The organism is Kitasatospora sp. Ki12 (assembly GCF_054601375.1).
Window position 1 is genome coordinate 69,759 of sequence record NZ_BAAIHT010000002.1, and the last position, 17,905, is coordinate 87,663.

A 17,905-nucleotide genomic window follows, 5' to 3' on the forward strand; every position below is an offset into this window, starting at 1 on the left:
TGCGGGACGGATTGGGACGGACGAACGAACACGGGACCGGCCGACGGGCCGGAGAACGGCCGACGGACCGGAGAACGGCCGACGGACCGGAGAACGGCGAGCGGGACGGAGAACGGCGGGCGGGGAGGCAGCGATCCGGGCGCCCCGGAGCTCCGGCACCGGAGCGCGACGCCCGGGAGGGCGACCGCACACCCGCCCCCTCGGGCCGCCGGCTCGGACGGCGGCCGGGCCCCTTCGCGGCCGAGCCGGAGACCGCTCGGAGCACCGGCCTCACCGGCGCGGCACCGGCCGGTCGTGGCCGCATCACGACGCGGCTCACCGGGCCCCCTCCGGACCAGCGCCGCCGTCGACGGCGACGCCACCACCGACGCCCGCCCGGCCCGGGCGGTAGGTCTCCACCACGAGCTCGACCGCCCGGGCCGGTTCCGCCGTGCCGGCGACGGCGGGCAGGGATTCCTCCAGCACGACGCCGTTCGGGTAGCGGGTGAGCCACTTGGCGAGGTGGCACAGGTGCAGCGGGTTGCCGAGGTCGACGGGTTGCGGCTTGGGGGCGCGCAGGTGCGCGACGAAGGCGTCGGCGGGCGTGCCCGTGGTCGTGGCGGCGGTCTGCACGGGGTGGAGGAAGAGCTGTTCGGGGAGCCCGAGTCGGGCGCGCCAGCGTGCGACGGTACGCGCCGGGACGCCGTCGGGGCCCGGGTCGGCGGCGAGGTCGGCGCGCAGGGCGTCGAGGACGGCGGGCGGCAGCTGCCAGCGGCGGCGGGCCAGGACGACGTGCCGGTGGCGCATGCGCGGGGTGCGGGTGACGGTGCCGCCGGGGGCGTCGACGGCGGTGCGGGGCAGCAGTGGACGGAAGTCGACCACACCGTTGGGGTGGTCGGCGAGCAGCGGGGCGAGCCGCTGGGGCAGCATGATCGGGGCGAGGAAGCCGAGGTAGAGGACGTCCAGCGGTTCGCCGGTGCTCCGCAGCCGGAAGCGGAGCTGGTCGGTGGCGGGGTCGTGGACGAGGTCGAGGTCGTCCTCGGTGAGGCCGGTCCACCGCCGGTCGGGGCCGATCTCCTCGTCCAGCAGCAGCGGGTGCAGGTTGGCGTTGAAGCCGCCGACCGGCCGGACCTGCGCGGCCCGGGCGCCCTCGCCGAGGCCCCGGCGGATCTGCCGGGCGACGTCGGTGGCGGCGCGGGGCGCGGTGGCGTCGAGGAAGCGGCTGGTGAAGCGGCCCCAGCCGCCGTAGACGTGGTTGACGGCCAACAGGCCCTGGGCGGCGTCGCATTGGACGAACCAGGAGTAGCTGAGCGGTCGGGCGGCGGTCCAGCCGGGCAGCCGGCCGGCCAGCGCGCGGACCCGGTCGGCGGGCAGCACCAGCTCGCCGTCCGTCTCCGGTACGGCGGCGAACTCCCGTCGCAGGGCGTTCAGTTCGTCCGGAACGGCCATCTCGGACCAGGCCTGGGCGGTCTCGGCGCCGAACTCCCACGGGGTGGCGCACACCCCGCCGATCCCGTAGCGGGCCACGAACCGGTCGCGGGCCGCCCGTCGCATCAGGTGGCCGTGGTCGAACAGCTCGGCCAGTGCGGTGAGTTCGGCGAGCGCGACCCGGTCGGCGGCACTGGGCGACGGCCGGTGCGGCGGCGCGGGCGCGTGCACGTCCTCGCTGAGGACGGTGAGCGGCGCGGCGTCCTCGGGCACCGGCCGGCCGGCGTCGGCCAGCACCCGGCGCCAGTCGGCGGCGAGGCCGGCCAGCAGCGCCGGCCGGCGCTCACCGGGCGCGTCCGCCACCTCGGCCGTACCGGACGCCAGGCGCTCGACGGCCGCGACGAACGCGGCGTCCTCCGGCCACTGCCGGAGCCAGTCGGCGAGGCCGCGCAGCGGCTGCGGGGCCTGTGGATCGACCGGGTCGGTGGGCACCAGCAGCCGGGCGGCCAGGAGTTGGCCGAGGAAGCGGTGCACGGCGGGGTCGCCGTCCGGGCGTCCGAGGGCGGCGGCGAGGCGGGTGGCGAGCCGCTCGGGAGTGTCCGGGGTCGCGGTGAGCGAGGCGAGGAGCGCCAGTTCGGGCCGGGCAGCCAGTTCGACCTCCTCCTCGCGGGTGACCAGGTAGCGTCCGCCCGCGAACACCACCTCGCTGCGGAGGTAGTGGGCCCGGCCGTCGGCGACGCGGGCGGCGCCGGCCATCCGGTGCGGCAGGGTGCGGCTGCGCCGGGGGTCGTCGAGCAGGGCCTGGACGAGCGCGGCGACCAGCGTCCGGTTCTCCCGGACCACCGCGTACGGAAGCCCGGCAGGGTCATCCGCTACCCCGTCCGCCGTCCCGTCCAGCGACCCGTCCGCCATCCCGTCCGCCATCCCGTCCGCCGTCCCGTCCCCGGCGGACCAGCCGACCGCCGTGAACCAGGAGAGCGGGCTGGTCTTGGTGGTGGCCCGCAGCGCGTGGCGCAGCACGGCGGCCTCCTCCTTACGGGCCCGCCCGGACTTCGTCCCCGTCGCCCCCGCCTCGCGGGCCGTGTTGGCGACCGCGCGCAGCAGGTCGGCGCTGGTGAGCGCGATGGCGCGGGCGAAGGCGGGTTCGCCGCAGAGCCCGACGAGGGCCGCGCGCTCGGCGGCCAGCGCGGGCGGCACGGCGTCCGCCAGCGCGGCGGTCAACTCGGCTCGTCGGAGCCGCAGTTCCAGCCACTCGGCGAGCCGGGGGACGCGCTGCGGCAGGTCGGCGAGCCGGTCGAGCAGGGCGGGGCGGGGCGGGCGCCCGTTGTGCAGGTCGCGGCGGAGTGTGAGCACGATCCGACGGTGGAACTCCTCGTCGTGGCCGGCGCGGCTGTCGTACAGGTCGTCGCAGAGCTCGGGCCGCAGCGCCGCGTCCACGGCCTCCACGGCGCCGAGTTCGGCCAGCAGGCTCCGGACGGCTGCCGAGGCGGTGGACTGCGCGGGCCGGGCGAGGACGGTGGCGCGCACCAGGGCGTGGCGCGCGGTGTACGCGGCGGTCGCCGGGGCCTCGGGGAGCGAGGGGCGTGGCAGGGTTCGGTTCGGCATGGCTGCTCCCTCCGACGGGACTCGGGCGGTGCACGGCAGGAACCCGGCGCGTCCGCGCGAACGCGCCGGGTTCGGCCTTGCTGCGTATCAGGTGCGCGGTGGTGCAGGGCTTGCGAGTGCTGCGGAGCTCACGGGGTGGTGCGGGGCCTACGGGTGGTGCGGGTGGTGCCCTGCTACCGACCTCAGTAGGTCTCGAGGACCGGCGGGTGCGGAACGCCGCAGGACGACGATCCGCAGGAGCTCGAACTGACCCCACCGGAGGCACCGGTCTCGGGCAGCGCGACGGTGTCGCGCAGCGAGGTGACGGTCAGCTCCCCCAGGTCGAGGCTGTCGAGGTCGAGTACGTCGGCGAGCGTGAGCTCGCGCTGGGCCTGATCGGACATTGCGGTCTCCCGGAATCTCGAACGGATTGGGCCGGACGGTGAACTGACGGAACGTCAGCCGATCGGGGCGCTCATGTCCTGCGGCTGGGCGCAGGAGGACGAGGCCTGGCAGGAGCAGGAGCCCCAGGAGGCGCCGTTCTCCGGCAGCGCGACGGTGTCGCGCAGGGAGGTGACGGTCAACTCGCTGAGGTCGAGGTCCTGGAGGTCGAGAGTGTTGTCGGACATGGCGGACTCCCTTGAGGTGGCAGACGGGCCGGCCGGGCCGGGACGCGCCTGCGAGGTGGGTGGTGCTGCGGGATGTGCCGGGCCCCCCGTGGGTGCGTCGACCGCGGATCCCTCGGACCCTGGCGTCGCGCCGCCCGAGGTCGACTCTAGGCCGCGGGAACGGGCCGGCGATACGGTCCGCCGGGCGTTTGGCCGGTAGTCCGTGCCCCGACGGCGCATCGCCGCCGCCACTTCAGCGGCGCTTGAGCGATCCGCCACCGACCTGCGATGTTCTGCCTCCGACAGCGGTCGAACGACCTTTTCCTGAGCGGGAATCGAGAAGCACGCCGAATGGCGGGCGCGGCCGTCCGCACCCGCTCGATGGGGGAATTTCCGGCGCACTCGGCCGGGCGTTTCGCAGCCGTTCCGCGGGAAGGCACCCGGCGCTCCGCGACGAACTCCCGCGCGCCTCCCGGAGGACCTCTCACGTGCCCTGCCGGGGCGGCTCAGCTCAGCGGCAGCAGTCCCGGCACCGGGCCGCCGCGGCGGGAGAGGCGGCGCAGGAAGGTGGTGACGCCGGGGGTGCCGACCGCCCAGGCACGGGCCTCGGCGTCCGGCTGCCGGCCTGCGAGGACCGGCCGGGTCGGCGGGCCGCCCGCACGGGTGAGGAGGAGGCCGGCGAGCTCTTCGGCGGCCGTCCAGTGGCGGTTGTCCCCGGTGGCCACGGCCAGGTCGACCAGGAGGTCCCCGACGCCGGCCAGGCCGCAGCAGCGGTACACCTGGGCGGTCCGCGGGGCGAGGGTCCGGCAGGTGTCGGCGGCGTCGGCGGCCAGGTCGAGCAACTCCTGGTCGCCGTACCGCAGTCCGGCCTGGACCAGCAGTGTGCCGAGTCCTGCCAGCCCCCGGCACCAGGAGAGGTAGCGGCGGGTCGCACCGGGCCGGAGCGCGGCGTCCGCGATCCGGGGGAGGTCGGCGGCGAGGCCGTCGACGATCCGGCGGGCTGTGTGCCGGGACGCCTCGTCGGGCATGGCGAGCAGGAAGTGGGCGATGCCGGCGCGGCCGTGGGCGAAGCCCTCCGCGAGGGCGGCGGTACCGGGGTTGGGCTCGTCCTCGGGTTCGTCGAGGGGCCCGGTGGTCAGCCGGAGCGCACAGCGGGCGGCGGACTCCCGGTGCCCGTCGGCCTCCGGGCCGCGAAGCTCCGCGAGCAGCAACCGCCCGGTGCCGATCCCGGCCGCGCCCCCGATCTGATCTGTCCCCGTCCCCGTGCCCGTCCCCGCGCTCCGACCAGGCGTGCAGGACGGGCCAGCCTCCGGCGGTTCCGTCCCCAGCACCCCCGCCGCCTCCGCGAGGAACAGCTCGACGCCGACCCGGCCCTGGTACAGGGAGTCGTCCAGCCGGTCGAGGGCCGGGTGGGCGGCGGTCCAGCGGGCGAGGTCGGCGGCGGCGGAGCGGGCGTCCGGGCGCTCCGGGTGCTGCAGCAGTTCGAGGCCGAGCCCGGCCGCGCCGTCGTAGAGCGAGAGCAGGGTGCGCGGCCGTTCCGTGCCTGGGCCGGCCGCGACCAGCTCGCGGGCCATCCGGACGCAGGTGGTGACGGTGTGGTCCAGCGCTTCGTCCAACGGCGCGCGCCCGGGCCGCGCGGGCCGGCGCCGTGTGAGGACGGTCGGGTCGGAACGCCGGAGCCCCGAGGCCGCCTCGGCGCGCCGCGCCGGGTCGAAGCTCAGCAGCCCCGCGACCAGGTCCACCAGCGCGTCCGCTTCCGGAAGGGCCGCGCGCAGGCAGGCCACGGTCCGGTCGCGGTTCGTCTCCGGATCGGGGTCGATGACGACCGGGTCGAGTCCGGTGAGGGCGTAGTGCAGGGTGGTGCCCAGCGCGTAGAGGTCCTCGGTGGGGTCGTGGCCGGTGCCGCCCGGCAGGCCGTAGCCGGCGGTGGCCCCGGCCGGACGGTCGCCGGCCAGGGCGCTCACGCCGAAGTCGACCAGCGAGGCGCGGCCGTCCTGGTCGAGCACCACGTTGGCGGGTTTGAGGTCGCAGACCACGACGCCGCGCGCGTGCACCGCGTCCAGGATCCGCAGCAGCTCGCGCGCCAGCGCCCGGCCGTCGCGCCCGCCCTCGCCCTCTCCCCCGTCCTCGGCAGCGGTGTACGGGCCGGAGGTCAGGACCTCCCGCCGCAGGTCGCGCCGGCCGCGGGCGCCGCTGACCAGGTACTCGTCGGTCCCGTGCCGGAAGTAGTCGACCAGCGGAGGCACCCCGGACACGCCCGCCAGTGCGGCGAGCACCCGGCGCTCGTGCCGCAGCCGGCCGCGCGCGTCGGTGCCCGCGCCGTCCTCGGCGACGAAGGCCCTGGCCTGCTTGACCACCACCTCGCGCCCGGTGGCGAGTTCGAGGGCGCGGTAGACGTGGCCGCTGGGCGCGCGGGAGATCCCGGCGGTGATGCGGTAGCGGCCGTCGCCGACCCGGGTGGTCGCCGTCCGGGCGGAGTCGCCCTCCGGCGCGAACGGGTCGTTCGCCCAGGGCGGTTGACGGTAGCGGGCCTCTGCCAGGCCCGGGAACCGCGAGCCGTCGGGGCCGGCCATGCCGCGTTCCGCTTCCTCCTCCGTGACCCGGAAGGGACCGTAGCGGTAGTACACCGGGGAGTCCGGCCTGATCCGGCGGTCGCTGACCACCTCGGGACCGGCCCAGCCGTCCAACGCTTGCGCCAACTCCTGCCCCAGCGCACGGACTTCGTCCGGCCGCGGGTAGACCGTCACGGCCTTCCCGACGGCGGCGCCGCCGTGCCGGCCGCTGTTGAGCTCCTGCAGCACCGCCGCGCTGTGCGCGAACTTCACGTCGCAGGTGTGGCGCAGCAGGATCGGGAGCACCACCCCCAGCAGGTCCGCGAGTCCGCCGGGGCGGGCGGACACGTGCAGCTTCCATCCGTGCGCCAGTTCCGGCAGCCGCCGGTCCTGGAGGTACCACCACTGTCCGTCGGTGCGCAGCGGTCCGCGCGCGGCGGCGTCAGCGGTACCGGTGGCAGCTGCGGCGAGCGCCTCGACGCTGCGCCGCAGCCCGTCGGCGGAGCCGGGGGCGGGGGCGGGTGGTGTGCTCAAGGGTCCGTTCCCTCCCCCGGTTCCGCTGTCCTCCGGTCGGATCGCCGGGATCAGAAGTCTTCGCAGGGGAAGCGGGTCGGGACGTACGTGACCCACGGGTCGGCGAGACAAGCGACCGGCGTGAGGTCCGCGTCGAAGGCGTCCTCGAACGCGATGGCGTCCTCGTCGATGTCCAGCAGGCCGGCGTCGCGGACGTCGGTCACCAGTGCACTCATGGGGGTCCTCCCTGTGGTTCTGGTCATTGGAACCTTTCGTGGAGCTGCCCCATGCTAGCCACGCCCGACAGGCCGCGACAGGGCCCGGGAGGAGGGAACCCGCCTACGTCAAAGGGTGGTTCCGTTTGTGGACACCGCGTGTGCCCACGGGTACGACGCGAGCGGGCCGGCCCGGTACCCGAGGGGGTGGGTACCGGACCGGCCCGTGCCGCGTGCGCCGAGGGGTCAGCGTGCGGCGGTCTTGCGGGTGCGGCGGGAGACGGAGTCCAGGACGACGGCCGCGAGCAGCACGGCGCCGGTGATCATGTACTGGATCGCCTGGTCGACGTGGACCAGGTCGAGCCCGGTGATGATCGACTGGATGACCAGGATGCCCAGCAGGGCGGACCAGGTCTTGCCGCGCCCGCCGAACAGGCTGGTGCCGCCGATGACGGCCGCGGCGATCGAGTTCATCAGGACGTTGCCGCCACCCAGCAGCTTGTCGGCCGAGCCCTGCTGCGAGGCGATGAACAGGCCGCCGAGCGCCGCCATGCCGGCGGAGATCATGAAGACCGAGATCCGCACCCAGGCGACGTTGATGCCCGCGCGGCGGGCCGCCTCCACGCCACCGCCGACGGCGAAGATCTGCCGGCCGTAGCTCGTGCGGCGCAGGACGAAGTCGGTGATGACGACCACGCCCAGGAAGACCACCAGCGGCAGCGGCAGGCCGCGGTCCTGGTTGAGCATGTAGGCGGCGGTCAGCGCGATCGCGGCGAGGACCCCGGTGCGCAGCGCGATCTCGCTCGTCGGACGCGCGGCGAGGCCGGCGGCGGCGCGACGGCGGGCGTCGAGGAGCTGGCCGGCGGCGAAGAGCGCGATGCCGAGGACGGCCAGGCCCCAGGTGTAGGCGATGTCGCCGTCACCGAGGAAGTAGGTGTCCAGGTTGGCCAGGACGCCGTCGTTGACGACGTTGACGGTGCCCTTGTCGCCCAGCACGTACTGCTGCAGGCCGCTCCAGGCGAGCAGGCCGGCGAGGGTGACGACGAAGGCCGGTACGCCGATCTTGGCGAAGAAGAAGCCGTGCAGGGCGCCGATGGCGACGGCCGCGGCGATCGCGATGAGGCAGGAGAGCCACTCGTTGTAGCCGGAGCGCGCGGACAGCACGGCGGCGATCGCGGCGGAGACACCGGCGACGGAGCCGAGCGAGAGGTCGATCTCGCCGAGCAGCAGCACGAAGACGATGCCGACGGCGATCAGGCCGGGGCCGGCGATCCACTTGGTGATGTTGGTGAGGATGTCGGCGTTGAGGAAGTCGCCGGTGATGCCCTGGAAGATGGCGCCGATCAGGATCAGGCCGAGGACGACGGGAACGGAGCCGAGGTCGCCGTTCTTCATCTTCCGCTTGAACTCGGCGACGTAGCCGGCCAGGCCGGCCTCGCGGACGAGCAGCCGGGGGTCGACCGCGGGGGCCGCGTCCGCCGCAGCGGCGGGGGTGGTGGTCTGGTCGGTGGTCACTTCGCGTCCTCCGCGAGTCGGGCCTGGCGCCGGGTGACGGCGTTCTCGGTGGCGCCGGTGATGGCGGAGATGATCTCCTCGTGCGAGGTGTTCGCCACCTCGAAGACGCCGTTGTTGCGGCCCAGGCGCAGGACCGCGACGGTGTCGGCGACGGCCTTGACGTCGGCCATGTTGTGGCTGATCAGGATCACGCCGAGGCCGCGGTCGCGCAGCCGCTCGACCAGGTCGAGGACCTGGGCGGTCTGCTCGACGCCGAGCGCGGCGGTGGGCTCGTCCAGGATGACGATCTTGGGGTCGCCGACCAGGGCGCGGGCGATGGCGACCACCTGGCGCTGGCCGCCGGACAGCGCGGCGATCGGGATGCGCACGCTCGGGATGCGGATGGAGAGGGTGTCGAGCAGTTCCCGGGCGCGCTTCTCCATGGCGACCTCGTCGAGCGTGCCGAAGCGCCTCAGCTCGCGGCCGAGGAAGAGGTTGCCGACCACGTCGAGGTTGTCGCAGAGCGCGAGGTCCTGGTAGACGGTGGCGACGCCGAGCGCCTGGGCGTCGTGCGGTCGGCCGATGGTGACCGACTGCCCCTCCCACTCGATCGTTCCCTCGTCGATCGGGTGCACTCCGGCGATGGTCTTCACCAGCGTGGACTTTCCGGCGCCGTTGTCGCCCACCAGGGCCACCACCTCGCCGGCGTGTACCTCCAGGTGCACGTCGGTCAGTGCCTGGACGGCGCCGAAGCGCTTGGAGACCCCGCGCAACGCCAGTACGGGTGCGCCTGTCACGTGAACCATCTCCTTCTTCCCGCGCTCGCCGTGACGGTGGGTGGGCGGCCGGGGTGGCCCGCGCGCCGTGCGGGCGGGCGGGTGAACGTCGAAAAGGGGGTGCCGGGGCGGGGCGTGGCCCGCCGCGCGGTGCGGGCGGTGCTCCCCGGGGTGAGGGGGAGCTCCGCCCGGACGGTGCTACTTCAGGCCGGCGGTGGCGCAGGCGGCGGCGTAGTCCGCGGTGCAGATGTCGGCGGCCTTGTAGAGGCCGTCGGCGATCACGGTGTCGTTGATGTTGGCCTTGGTGACGACCTTGGGGTCGAGCAGCTTGGCCGGGATGCCCTTGTCGGTGGCGCTGTCGACGCTCGCGGTGGCCACGGACTTGACGTCCTTGCCCTGGAGCAGCGCGACGGCCAGCTCGGCGGCGTTGTCGGCGAGCGGGCGGTAGGCCTTGTAGATCGTGTAGGCCTGGTCGCCGTTGACGATGCGCTGGATCGCGTCGAGGCCGGCGTCCTGACCGCCGACCGGGACCTTGATGCCCGCGCCCTGGAGCTGGGTGATGATCGCGCCCGCCATGCCGTCGTTGGCGGAGTACACGGCCTGGAAGCCGTCCTTGCCGAGCTCGGTGATCGCGGCGCCGATCTTCTGGCCGGCGACGGTGGGCTTCCACTCACCGGACTGCTCGTAGACGACCTTCTTCACCTTGCCGTCGAGGACCTTGTGCGCTCCGGCCTTGAACTGGCCGGCGTTCGGGTCCGCGGAGTCACCGTTGATCATGACGACGTTGGCGTCGGCGGCCTTGCCCGCCAGGGCGTCGACCAGGGCCTGGCCCTGGAGCTCGCCGACCTTCTCGTTGTCGAAGGAGACGTAGGCGGCGACCGGGCCGGTGGCCAGGCGGTCGTAGGCCACGACCTTGACGCCCTTGTCGGCGGCCTCCTTGACCCAGGCCTGGGTGGAGGTGGCGTCGAAGGCGTCCAGCACGATCACCTTCACGCCCTGGGCGATCAGGGTGTCGAACTGCTGCTTCTGCTTGGACGCGCTGCCCTCGGCGTTGTTGTACAGCACCTTGCAGTCCGCGCACAGCGCCTTGACCTTGGCCTCGATGAACGGGCGGTCGAAGGACTCGTAGCGGGTCGAGGACGCGTTCTCGGGCAGCAGCAGACCGATGGACTTGTTGTCGCCGGAGGCGGCGGAGTCCTTCTTGTCGCTGCCGGCCTTGCCGCAGGCGGCCATGGACAGAGCCATCGAGACGGCCGCAGTGGCGATAACGGCGCGACGCATCATTGCGTTCATGTGGGGGTGCCTCCCTGACGTCGCCGCGACGGTGCGGCGGGGTGTGAGGGAGTCAACCCGCACATGCCGAATGGAGTCAAGAAGTAAATCCAAGACGAGATGACGTGGGGCCTTTTCGTTATCTTCCTGAACACAGACATCACAGATCCGGGCGTCATGAGCACGCAACGAAACCGCCGGGAAACATTCGGTGACGACGACCATCCGCAGGACAGCCCACCTGGCACCGTCGGGGCACCGCACCGGGGCGCCGGGCGCTACCTGGCCACCCAGGAGCCCCGCGCGTTCAAGATGTGTCGTCTGGGATAGAGTCCGCGCATCGGACCCGGTCCCCGGCTCGGACCCCCGGCCCGGCCGCCACTGGGAGCACCACCGAGCGCACCCGCCGAGCGCACCCACCGGGAGCACCCATCGGGCCGGCCGCCGCGCCGCGGAGCCGATCCGGGCCGCGGAACGTCAAGCGAACGTTCACGCCGGGGGCGATGCGTGTCGCCGGTCGTACCGCGACACGATGTCCGGCGAACAGGCCCTACACACCGGCCTGCTGATAGAGCGTCACCAGAAGCCCGTGCACCGGCTCGCCCTCCGGATCCTCCTCCGTCTCGTCGACCAGTGCGGCCAGCGCCTCGGCCAGCCGCGCCGCCTTGGCCGGGCTGAGCCTGATGTGACGAAGCGTCAGAAGGTGGTCGGCGGGCGAGCGGTCCAGCTCCTGGGCGACCGCGCCGAACAGCGCGGCCGTGCCCTCGGCCTGCGGTTCGGCGACGAGGAGCCGCTCGGCGGTCCGCCGGTAGTACTTCTCGGTACCGCCGCGCACCTGCCGCGTTCCCGCGTCCTGGACCAGCCCCGCCTCGCACAGCACCCTGAGGTGGTGGGAGACGCTGCCCTTGTTCACCCCCAGCTGCGCGGCGAGCCGGCTGATCGTCGACGGCCGGCCGCTCAGGGCGAAGAGCAGGCGCTGGCGCACGGGGTGGGCGAGTGCGGTGTGCTGCTGAGGCGTGCTGATCCGCTGGACGTCTTCGTCTGATTGATGGCTCACCAGATCAAGCGTTAAGTACGCTTGACGCTCTGGCAAGCCCGCTGGTGTACTCCCTCCCATGACCTCCACCACTTCGCCACCAGCGCTGGACGCCGCCGTCGTCGTCGAGTCGATCGCCGACCTGGTCGGCGAGCACTACGTCTTCCCCGACACCGCCCGGGAACTGACGGCCCTGTTGCGGCGCCGGAACGCCGAGGGCGCCTACCGGACCGAATCCGCCGAGGAGTTGGCCGACGCGGTCACCACGGACCTGCGGTCCGTCAACGGCGACCTGCACCTGGCCCTTCAGTACCACGCCGTGCCCGTGCCGCCGGACCGCGGCGCGGCGGTACTCGCCGCGATGCGCCGGGACTTCGACTCCTCCCTGGGCGGCGTTCCGCGCGTGGAGCTCCTCGACGGCGGCGTCGCGGTCCTGGAGATCGGACCCAAGGTGTTCCCGCTGGACTGGGCCGCGCAGCCGCTGGCCGCGGCGCTCTCCCTGGCGGCCCCCGCCCGCGCCCTCATCCTGGACCTGCGCCGCAACACCGGCGGCGACCCGGACACGGTCGCCTTCGTCTGCGGCTACCTGCTCGACGGCCGCACCCACCTCAACACCCTCGTCTCGCGGCAGGGCGAGGTGGCCGAGCAGTCCTGGACTCCCCCGTTCGTACCGGGTGCCCGGTTCGGCGCCGACAAACCGGTCTACGTGCTGACGAGCGGAAACACCTTCTCCGCGGCCGAGGAGCTCGCCTACGACCTGCAGCAGCTCGGGCGCGCCGAGGTCGTCGGGGAGGCCACCCGCGGCGGCGCCCACCCGCGCGACGGCTGGACGGTGCACCCGCACCTGGAACTCAGCGTGCCCGTCGCCCGCGCGGTCAACCCGGTCTCGGGCACCAACTGGGAGGGCACCGGCGTCCGGCCCGACGTCCCGTGCGACGCCGACGCGGCCCTCGACCGCGCACTGGCCCTGGCCGTGACGCGCCTGGTCTAGGAGCCGCAGCCCCTCCCGCTGACAATTGTCATGGTGCGTCGGTGCGGGAGCACACTGCACCGCGCACCGGGCCCGTGGCCACGATGGGTGCATGACCTCCACCGACACCCGCACCGGTCCCGGCCCCGGCCCCGAAGCCGCCGGCCCGCTCCACGGCGACACCCGGCGGGCCTTCCGCACCGTACGGCGGTTCGTCCTCGCCTACCTCGGCCTCAGCGTCCTCACCCTGGTGGCCGCCTTCGTCCTCCGCGACCACCACTCCCTCGTCACCCCGGCGGTCTGGGTCCGCGGCACCATCGTCGTGATCAGCGCCGCCGTGACCCTGCTGCTCACCGACCGTGCGGCCCGCGGCTCCCGGGGGGCGTTCCGGCGGCTGCGGATCGTCTCGGCGGTCATGCTCGCCGCGATCGCCACGATCATCGTCCTGCCGGGGGTCTTCCCGGTGTGGATGAAGGTCGAGCAAGGGCTGTGCGGACTCGCGCTGCTGGGAGTGGCCGTCCCGGTCAACGGGCGGCGGCTGCGTACCCTGTTCGCCAGGCTCTGAGGGAAGGGACGCGAGGGTGACCGACCTCGACCGTGGGACGACGCCGGGCGCCGCCCACCGCTGGGGGCACGGCCGGCGGCGCCTGCTGCTGGGCGCCGGCATGCTGGTCTTCCCGGCACTCACCGCCGTCGCCGTGGGCGGCACCGTCGACGGGGCGGCGGCGGCCGCCGGGTACGCCGTGGTCACCGCGTTCTGCCTCTGCTACGCGCTCACCGCCGTCGCCCTGGAGCGCGGCCGACGGACCTGGATCGTGCCGCTGCTGGCGGTGATGACCGTCCTGTTCCTCGCCGCGCTGCCGTTCGCCCACGCGGACGCCTTCTTCCTCGCCACGGTGGTCGTCTCCGCGGTCGCGGTGCTGTGGCGCGAGCACGCCGCCACGGTGGTGACCGGGGCCGCGCTGGCCGCCTTCCTGCTGCCCTGGGCGGTGCGCCCCTGGCACTCCGGGCCGGGCGGGTTCCAGGCGCTGGCGCTGCTGTTCACGGCGCTCACCTGCCGCGCCTTCGCCGAGATCGCCGCCACCAACCGGGAGCTGGTCGCCGCCCGGGCGGAGGTGGCCCGGCTGGCCTCCGAGGCCGAACGCGACCGGATCGCCCGCGACTTGCACGACCTGCTCGGCCACTCCCTCACCGCGATCACCGTCAAGTCCCGGCTGGCGCAGCGGCTGGCCGACCGGGACCCGGGCCGGTCGGTCGCCGAGATGGCGGCCGTGGAGTCGCTCTCCCGGCAGGCGCTGGCCGATGTGCGTGCGGCCGTCACCGGCTACCGCGAGGTGACCGTGGCCGGGGAGCTCGCCCGAGCCCGCGAACTGCTGCGCGCCGCCGGGGTGGTGGCCGACCTGCCGTCGGCGGCGGACGCGGTCGGGCCGGACCACCGCGAGCTGTTCGGCTGGGTGCTGCGCGAGGGCATCACCAACACGGTCCGGCACGCCCGCGCCGACCGCTGCTCGGTGGTGCTCACCGCGACCTCGGTGGAGATCCGCGACGACGGCCCGGGACCCGACGCTCACGGTGCCCGAGGCGGCCGGGGCAGCCGGGGCATCCGGGGTGGCGGCAAGGGCCTCACCGGCCTGCGCGAACGGGTCGCGGCGGCGGGCGGTACGGTCGAGGCGGGCCCGCTCGCCCCGCGCGGATGGCGGCTGCTGGTGACCGTCCCGTCCGGTCGCCCCGACTCTCCGCACGAAGGGACGCCATGACGATCCGTCTGCTGCTCGCCGAGGACCAGGAGCTGGTGCGCACCGCGCTGTGCGCCCTGCTGGACCTGGAGGACGACTTCGAGGTGGTCGCCGCCGTCGGCCGCGGCGACCAGGTGGCGGAGGCGGCCCGCGAGCACCGGCCGGACGTCGCCCTCCTCGACATCGAGATGCCCGGTCTGGACGGCCTGGCGGCGGCCGCCGTCCTGGCCCAGCGGGCGCCGCGGTGCCGGGTCGTCATCCTCACCACCTTCGGCCGGGCCGGCTACCTGCGCCGGGCGATGGAGGCCGGCGCGGTCGGCTTCGTGGTCAAGGACGCGCCCGCCGAGGTGCTGGCCGACGCGATCCGCCGGGTCTCGGCCGGGGAGCGGGTGGTCGACCCGGAGCTCGCCGCCGCCACCCTGGCCGCAGGCACCTCCCCGCTCACCGCCCGCGAGCGCGACGTGCTGAACGCCTCCCGCCCGGGCGCCGGGGTCGCCGAGATCGCCGCGAAGCTGTACCTCTCCGAGGGGACGGTCCGCAACTACTTCTCCTCGGCCATCGCCAAGACCGGCACCCGCAACCGTACGGAGGCGCTGCGGGTCGCGGACGAGCGCGGCTGGCTCTGACCCGGCCAGGCCCGGTACGGGGCTGAGAGCCGCACAGCCGTGCGCCGTCAGCCGCGCAGCCGTCGGGCCCGGAGGTACTCCCGGGCGAGCAGCCGCAGCGCGGCGAACTTGGCCGGGCTCGCGGAGCGGCGCAGCAGCGCGCCCAGGTCGGCGCGGGCGGCGACGCCGGTCAGTTCCTCGACCCCGACGATGCACCGCACCATCGGCCGGTGCGCGGCCGGCACCAGGTCGACCACGGCCCGGCCCTCGGCGAGGGTGCGGTCGGCCAGGTCGAGCAGTTCGCCGAGCAGTGCCCGTACGGCCGGCAGGTCGCGGGCCTGCTCCAGGTCGGCCCGGGTGACGCCGTGGGCCCGCAGGGTCTGTTCGGGAACGGTCAGCCGGCCCTCGGCCAGGTCCTCGGCGAGGTCGTTGACGAAGTCGAGCCGCTGGCTGGCGTCGATGAAGGTGCGGCAGGCGGCGCGGTAGGCGCTCTGGTCGCCGTCCGGGCCGAGCAGCGCGGCGACGACCATGAAGCCGGGCAGCGAGTACCCGTCCACGTACGCCTGGTAGTCCGCCTCGGTGGCGAAGCCGGCGAAGTCGAGGTCGGCGTCCGCCGCGGCGAGGAAGTCCAGGGCCCGGTCGCGCAGGGCGGGGTGCGCCTCGACGCTGTGCAGCAGGGGGCGCAGGTCGGGATCGTCGGTGCGGCCGACGGCGAGGCTCTCGGTGACGTCCCGCCGCCAGCGGGCGGAGGCCGCCCGGCGTTCAGCGAGCGGGCCGCTGTCGAGCAGGGTGTCGGTGTGGTGCATGAAGGCGGCCGCCGCGATCACGGGCGGGACCATGCGGTCCGGCAGCAGCAGGCCGGCCGCCAGCGTGACCTCGCGCTTGTACCGGCTGACCCGGTCCCGCTGCCGGCCGAAGTCGGCCCGCAGCCCGGGGTCGTGCACGCCGGCCGCGTCCAGCGCCCGCTCCCACCTGCTCACTCGGTCCACCCACATCCTGTTCGTGAGGGACCGAGCGTAGTGGGCGGGAGTCGGGCGGTCCCGGCCGGGGCCCGGCAGCGTCAGCGCTGGCGGATCGTGGAGAAGCCGCAGGCCGGGGTGCAGAGCGTGACGATGCCGCTGTAGCGGTAGGTCGTCCGGCCCTTGGTGATGCTGTGGACGGTGAGCTTCTCCCGGAGGTTCAGCTCCCGGCAGCGCGGGCAGGCGGCGCTGACCGGCTTGCCCCAGGGGCGGTTCGGGTTCAGCTTGGTGTAGGCCACCACCATCAGGACGGCGGCGAGCCCGGCGGCGCCGAAGCCTATGCCCCGCCACACGCCGTTGGAGGACTCCCGGCGGTCGATCATCTCGTCGTAGGAGTAGGTGCCCCCGCCGCCGTGGTTGGACCAGATCCGGCACTCGCTGGTCCGGGTCATGGTGTGGCCGTCGCAGGTGGGCGCGGTGTCCGGGTCGGACTTGCCGACGACCAGCGCCAGGAAGATGCCGATCGCGGCCAGGACGCCCAGCACGACCATCGTGGTGGTCCGGCTGCGGCCGGTGTACAGCCGTTTGCGCTCGTTGTACGCCGTATCGATCACTGCCTGGGCCATGTTGCCCCCGTCGACCGCCACCACGTGTCTCCCGTTCTCCGGATGTCCGTACCGCTCGTCGTGCCGAGCCGGATGTCCCCCTCGGCGGGGGCGAGACGAACCCACCATGATCGACGGCCGCCCGCACCCGACTTGGGAAGCTTTTGACCTTTCAGATTCCGGACTTTCCTCCGTTTTTCGGGTGTTCCCCCGTTTTCCGGGCGTACGGTCAGTCTCCCGAGGTGAGCGAGGCCAGGTAGGCGGCCGCCTTGTCCGGGTCGAGGTACCAGCGTTCGGCGTCCGCCGGGTCGTCGAAGGTGTTGGCGAACCGGTCGGCGACGGCCCGGTGCCGCCCACCCGCGACCAGCAGGTCGAGGACGAACGGGGGCGGCGGGGCGAGCATGGCGTTGGTCCAGGTGGTGACCGGGCCCGCGACCTGCCAGAAGGCGTCGAAGGCGGCCTGCTGGAAGTCCCGGTCGAAGGGCTTGTCGCCGTGGGCGAGGATCGCGGCCAGGTAGAGCGCCGCGCATTTGGCGGCGGTGTTGGCGCCCTGTCCGGTGATCGGGTCGTTGGTGACGACCACGTCCGCGACGCCCAGCACCGTGCCACCGCCGGGCAGTTCGCCGACGGGGCGGCGGACCACCGGGGTGAAGCGGCCGGCCAGGGTGGCACCGGCGTCGGTGAGTTCGAGGCCCTTGCGCGCCCGGTCGTACTCCCAAGGGGTGAAGGTCTTCATCAACTCCAGCGTCACCCGCAGGTGTTCGGCCGGGTCACGGATCCCGTCGAAGGCGTCCGCCGGTCCGCCCGGCACGGCCTCCCAGAGCACGATGTCGCAGGGCCCCGACACGGTCAGGGCCGGCATCACGAACAACTCGCCGATTCCGGGCACCACGTTGCAGCGCACCGCCGGGAAGTCGTGCTCGGGGCGCGGCCCGAGCCCGTGCACGTAGACGGCGGACAGCGCGCGCTGGGGGCGCTCGAACGGGGAGTGCGCGTGGTCGCGTTCGAACAGCGAGCCCAGCGGGCCCTTGCCGGAGGCGACCAGCACCAGGTCGTACGAGCCGGCCAGGTGCTGCAGGTCGGCGGCGGTCACCTTGCGCAGCTCGACCCGGCCGCCGCGCTCGGCGAAGGCCTCCAGCCAGGTGGACATCTTCAGCCGCTGGTCGACGGACTGCGCGTAGGCGTCCAGCCGCCCGACCCAGTCGATCACCCGCGTCCCGTCCGGCCCGGGGACGGAGAGGCCGACGCCCTCGATCCGGGGCGCCTCGTCGGCCCACAGGTCCAGGCCCAGGGCGCGCTCGGTGCTCAGCGCGGACTCGAACATGCACTGGCTGGACAGCACCCGCCCGGCCCGCACCTCGTCCGCGCCGCGGTCCGTCAGCACCGTCACGTCGTAGCCGTGGGACTGCAGTCCCAGGGCCAGTTGGAGTCCGGCCTGCCCGGCGCCGACGATCAGAATTCTGCGCATCGCCCCTGCTCTCCTGGTGGTACGTCGCGGCCCGGCGGCCCGTTCCGTCCGGCTGCCCAGTGGTCTGGATACCAGTCATCGGCGCGCTCGTCCACGGGCCGTGCG

Annotated in this window: 16 protein-coding genes; 4 read left to right on the top strand and 12 right to left on the bottom strand. The window is 74.1% G+C overall.

Annotation, left to right across the window (positions count from 1 at the left end):
* Nucleotides 1-315 precede the first annotated feature (315 nt).
* From ACYP53_RS18020 to ACYP53_RS18060, 9 genes are all read right to left on the bottom strand, one after another.
* The gene (locus ACYP53_RS18020; protein ID WP_459648061.1) at nucleotides 316-3,012 is read right to left on the bottom strand and encodes a lantibiotic dehydratase; all 2,697 of its coding nucleotides are present in this window, start codon (nucleotides 3,010-3,012) and stop codon (nucleotides 316-318) included.
* Between the two features lie 182 nt (nucleotides 3,013-3,194).
* Complete coding sequence (locus tag ACYP53_RS18025; RefSeq protein WP_189922677.1) at nucleotides 3,195-3,395, bottom strand: thiazolylpeptide-type bacteriocin; 201 nt, start codon at nucleotides 3,393-3,395, stop codon at nucleotides 3,195-3,197.
* Nucleotides 3,396-3,449: 54 nt separating this feature from the next.
* Entirely contained in the window at nucleotides 3,450-3,620 is a 171-nt protein-coding gene (locus ACYP53_RS18030) for a thiazolylpeptide-type bacteriocin (RefSeq protein WP_189922675.1), read from the bottom strand.
* A gap of 485 nt (nucleotides 3,621-4,105) precedes the next feature.
* On the bottom strand, nucleotides 4,106-6,685 hold the full coding sequence (gene lanL / locus ACYP53_RS18035; protein WP_459648062.1) for a class IV lanthionine synthetase LanL: 2,580 nt from the start codon (nucleotides 6,683-6,685) through the stop codon (nucleotides 4,106-4,108).
* Between the two features lie 50 nt (nucleotides 6,686-6,735).
* Complete coding sequence (locus ACYP53_RS18040; protein WP_189922671.1) at nucleotides 6,736-6,900, bottom strand: SflA family class IV lanthipeptide; 165 nt, start codon at nucleotides 6,898-6,900, stop codon at nucleotides 6,736-6,738.
* A gap of 225 nt (nucleotides 6,901-7,125) precedes the next feature.
* The gene (locus ACYP53_RS18045; protein WP_459648063.1) at nucleotides 7,126-8,394 is read right to left on the bottom strand and encodes a sugar ABC transporter permease; all 1,269 of its coding nucleotides are present in this window, start codon (nucleotides 8,392-8,394) and stop codon (nucleotides 7,126-7,128) included.
* Complete coding sequence (locus tag ACYP53_RS18050; RefSeq protein WP_189922668.1) at nucleotides 8,391-9,179, bottom strand: ATP-binding cassette domain-containing protein; 789 nt, start codon at nucleotides 9,177-9,179, stop codon at nucleotides 8,391-8,393. Before ACYP53_RS18050 ends, ACYP53_RS18045 begins: the two co-directional genes overlap by 4 nt.
* 168 nt (nucleotides 9,180-9,347) lie before the next feature.
* On the bottom strand, nucleotides 9,348-10,442 hold the full coding sequence (locus ACYP53_RS18055) for a sugar ABC transporter substrate-binding protein (protein ID WP_189922666.1): 1,095 nt from the start codon (nucleotides 10,440-10,442) through the stop codon (nucleotides 9,348-9,350).
* 529 nt (nucleotides 10,443-10,971) lie between these two features.
* Nucleotides 10,972-11,478: an ArsR/SmtB family transcription factor gene (locus ACYP53_RS18060; RefSeq protein ID WP_459648064.1), complete on the bottom strand. Its 507-nt coding sequence runs from the start codon at nucleotides 11,476-11,478 to the stop codon at nucleotides 10,972-10,974.
* A gap of 58 nt (nucleotides 11,479-11,536) precedes the next feature.
* Between ACYP53_RS18060 and ACYP53_RS18065 the strand changes: the two genes are divergently transcribed.
* The 4 genes from ACYP53_RS18065 (at nucleotide 11,537) to ACYP53_RS18080 (ending at nucleotide 14,789) form a co-directional block, all read left to right on the top strand.
* A complete protein-coding gene (locus ACYP53_RS18065) occupies nucleotides 11,537-12,448 on the top strand; it encodes a S41 family peptidase (RefSeq protein ID WP_459648065.1) in 912 nt (303 codons plus the stop codon).
* A gap of 91 nt (nucleotides 12,449-12,539) precedes the next feature.
* Nucleotides 12,540-12,992 carry a hypothetical protein gene (locus ACYP53_RS18070; protein WP_459648066.1) on the top strand — a complete coding sequence of 151 codons (453 nt, stop codon included), beginning with the start codon at nucleotides 12,540-12,542 and terminating at the stop codon, nucleotides 12,990-12,992.
* A 16-nt stretch (nucleotides 12,993-13,008) separates the two neighbouring features.
* Entirely contained in the window at nucleotides 13,009-14,184 is a 1,176-nt protein-coding gene (locus tag ACYP53_RS18075) for a sensor histidine kinase (protein ID WP_459648067.1), read from the top strand.
* Complete coding sequence (locus tag ACYP53_RS18080; RefSeq protein WP_189922658.1) at nucleotides 14,181-14,789, top strand: response regulator transcription factor; 609 nt, start codon at nucleotides 14,181-14,183, stop codon at nucleotides 14,787-14,789. The genes ACYP53_RS18075 and ACYP53_RS18080 overlap by 4 nt, the downstream gene beginning before the upstream one ends.
* Nucleotides 14,790-14,836: 47 nt before the next feature.
* Here ACYP53_RS18080 and ACYP53_RS18085 read toward each other — a convergent pair whose 3' ends face one another.
* The 3 genes from ACYP53_RS18085 to ACYP53_RS18095 all read right to left on the bottom strand — a co-directional run bounded on the left by ACYP53_RS18085 (nucleotide 14,837) and on the right by ACYP53_RS18095 (nucleotide 17,800).
* Nucleotides 14,837-15,748, bottom strand: coding sequence for a squalene/phytoene synthase family protein (locus tag ACYP53_RS18085; RefSeq protein ID WP_459648068.1), 912 nt, complete (start codon nucleotides 15,746-15,748; stop codon nucleotides 14,837-14,839).
* 80 nt (nucleotides 15,749-15,828) lie between these two features.
* Complete coding sequence (locus ACYP53_RS18090) at nucleotides 15,829-16,374, bottom strand: hypothetical protein (RefSeq protein ID WP_459648069.1); 546 nt, start codon at nucleotides 16,372-16,374, stop codon at nucleotides 15,829-15,831.
* Between the two features lie 187 nt (nucleotides 16,375-16,561).
* Nucleotides 16,562-17,800 (bottom strand): styrene monooxygenase/indole monooxygenase family protein, encoded by a 1,239-nt coding sequence (locus tag ACYP53_RS18095; RefSeq protein WP_459648070.1) that lies wholly within the window; start codon nucleotides 17,798-17,800, stop codon nucleotides 16,562-16,564.
* Nucleotides 17,801-17,905: the final 105 nt, after the last annotated feature.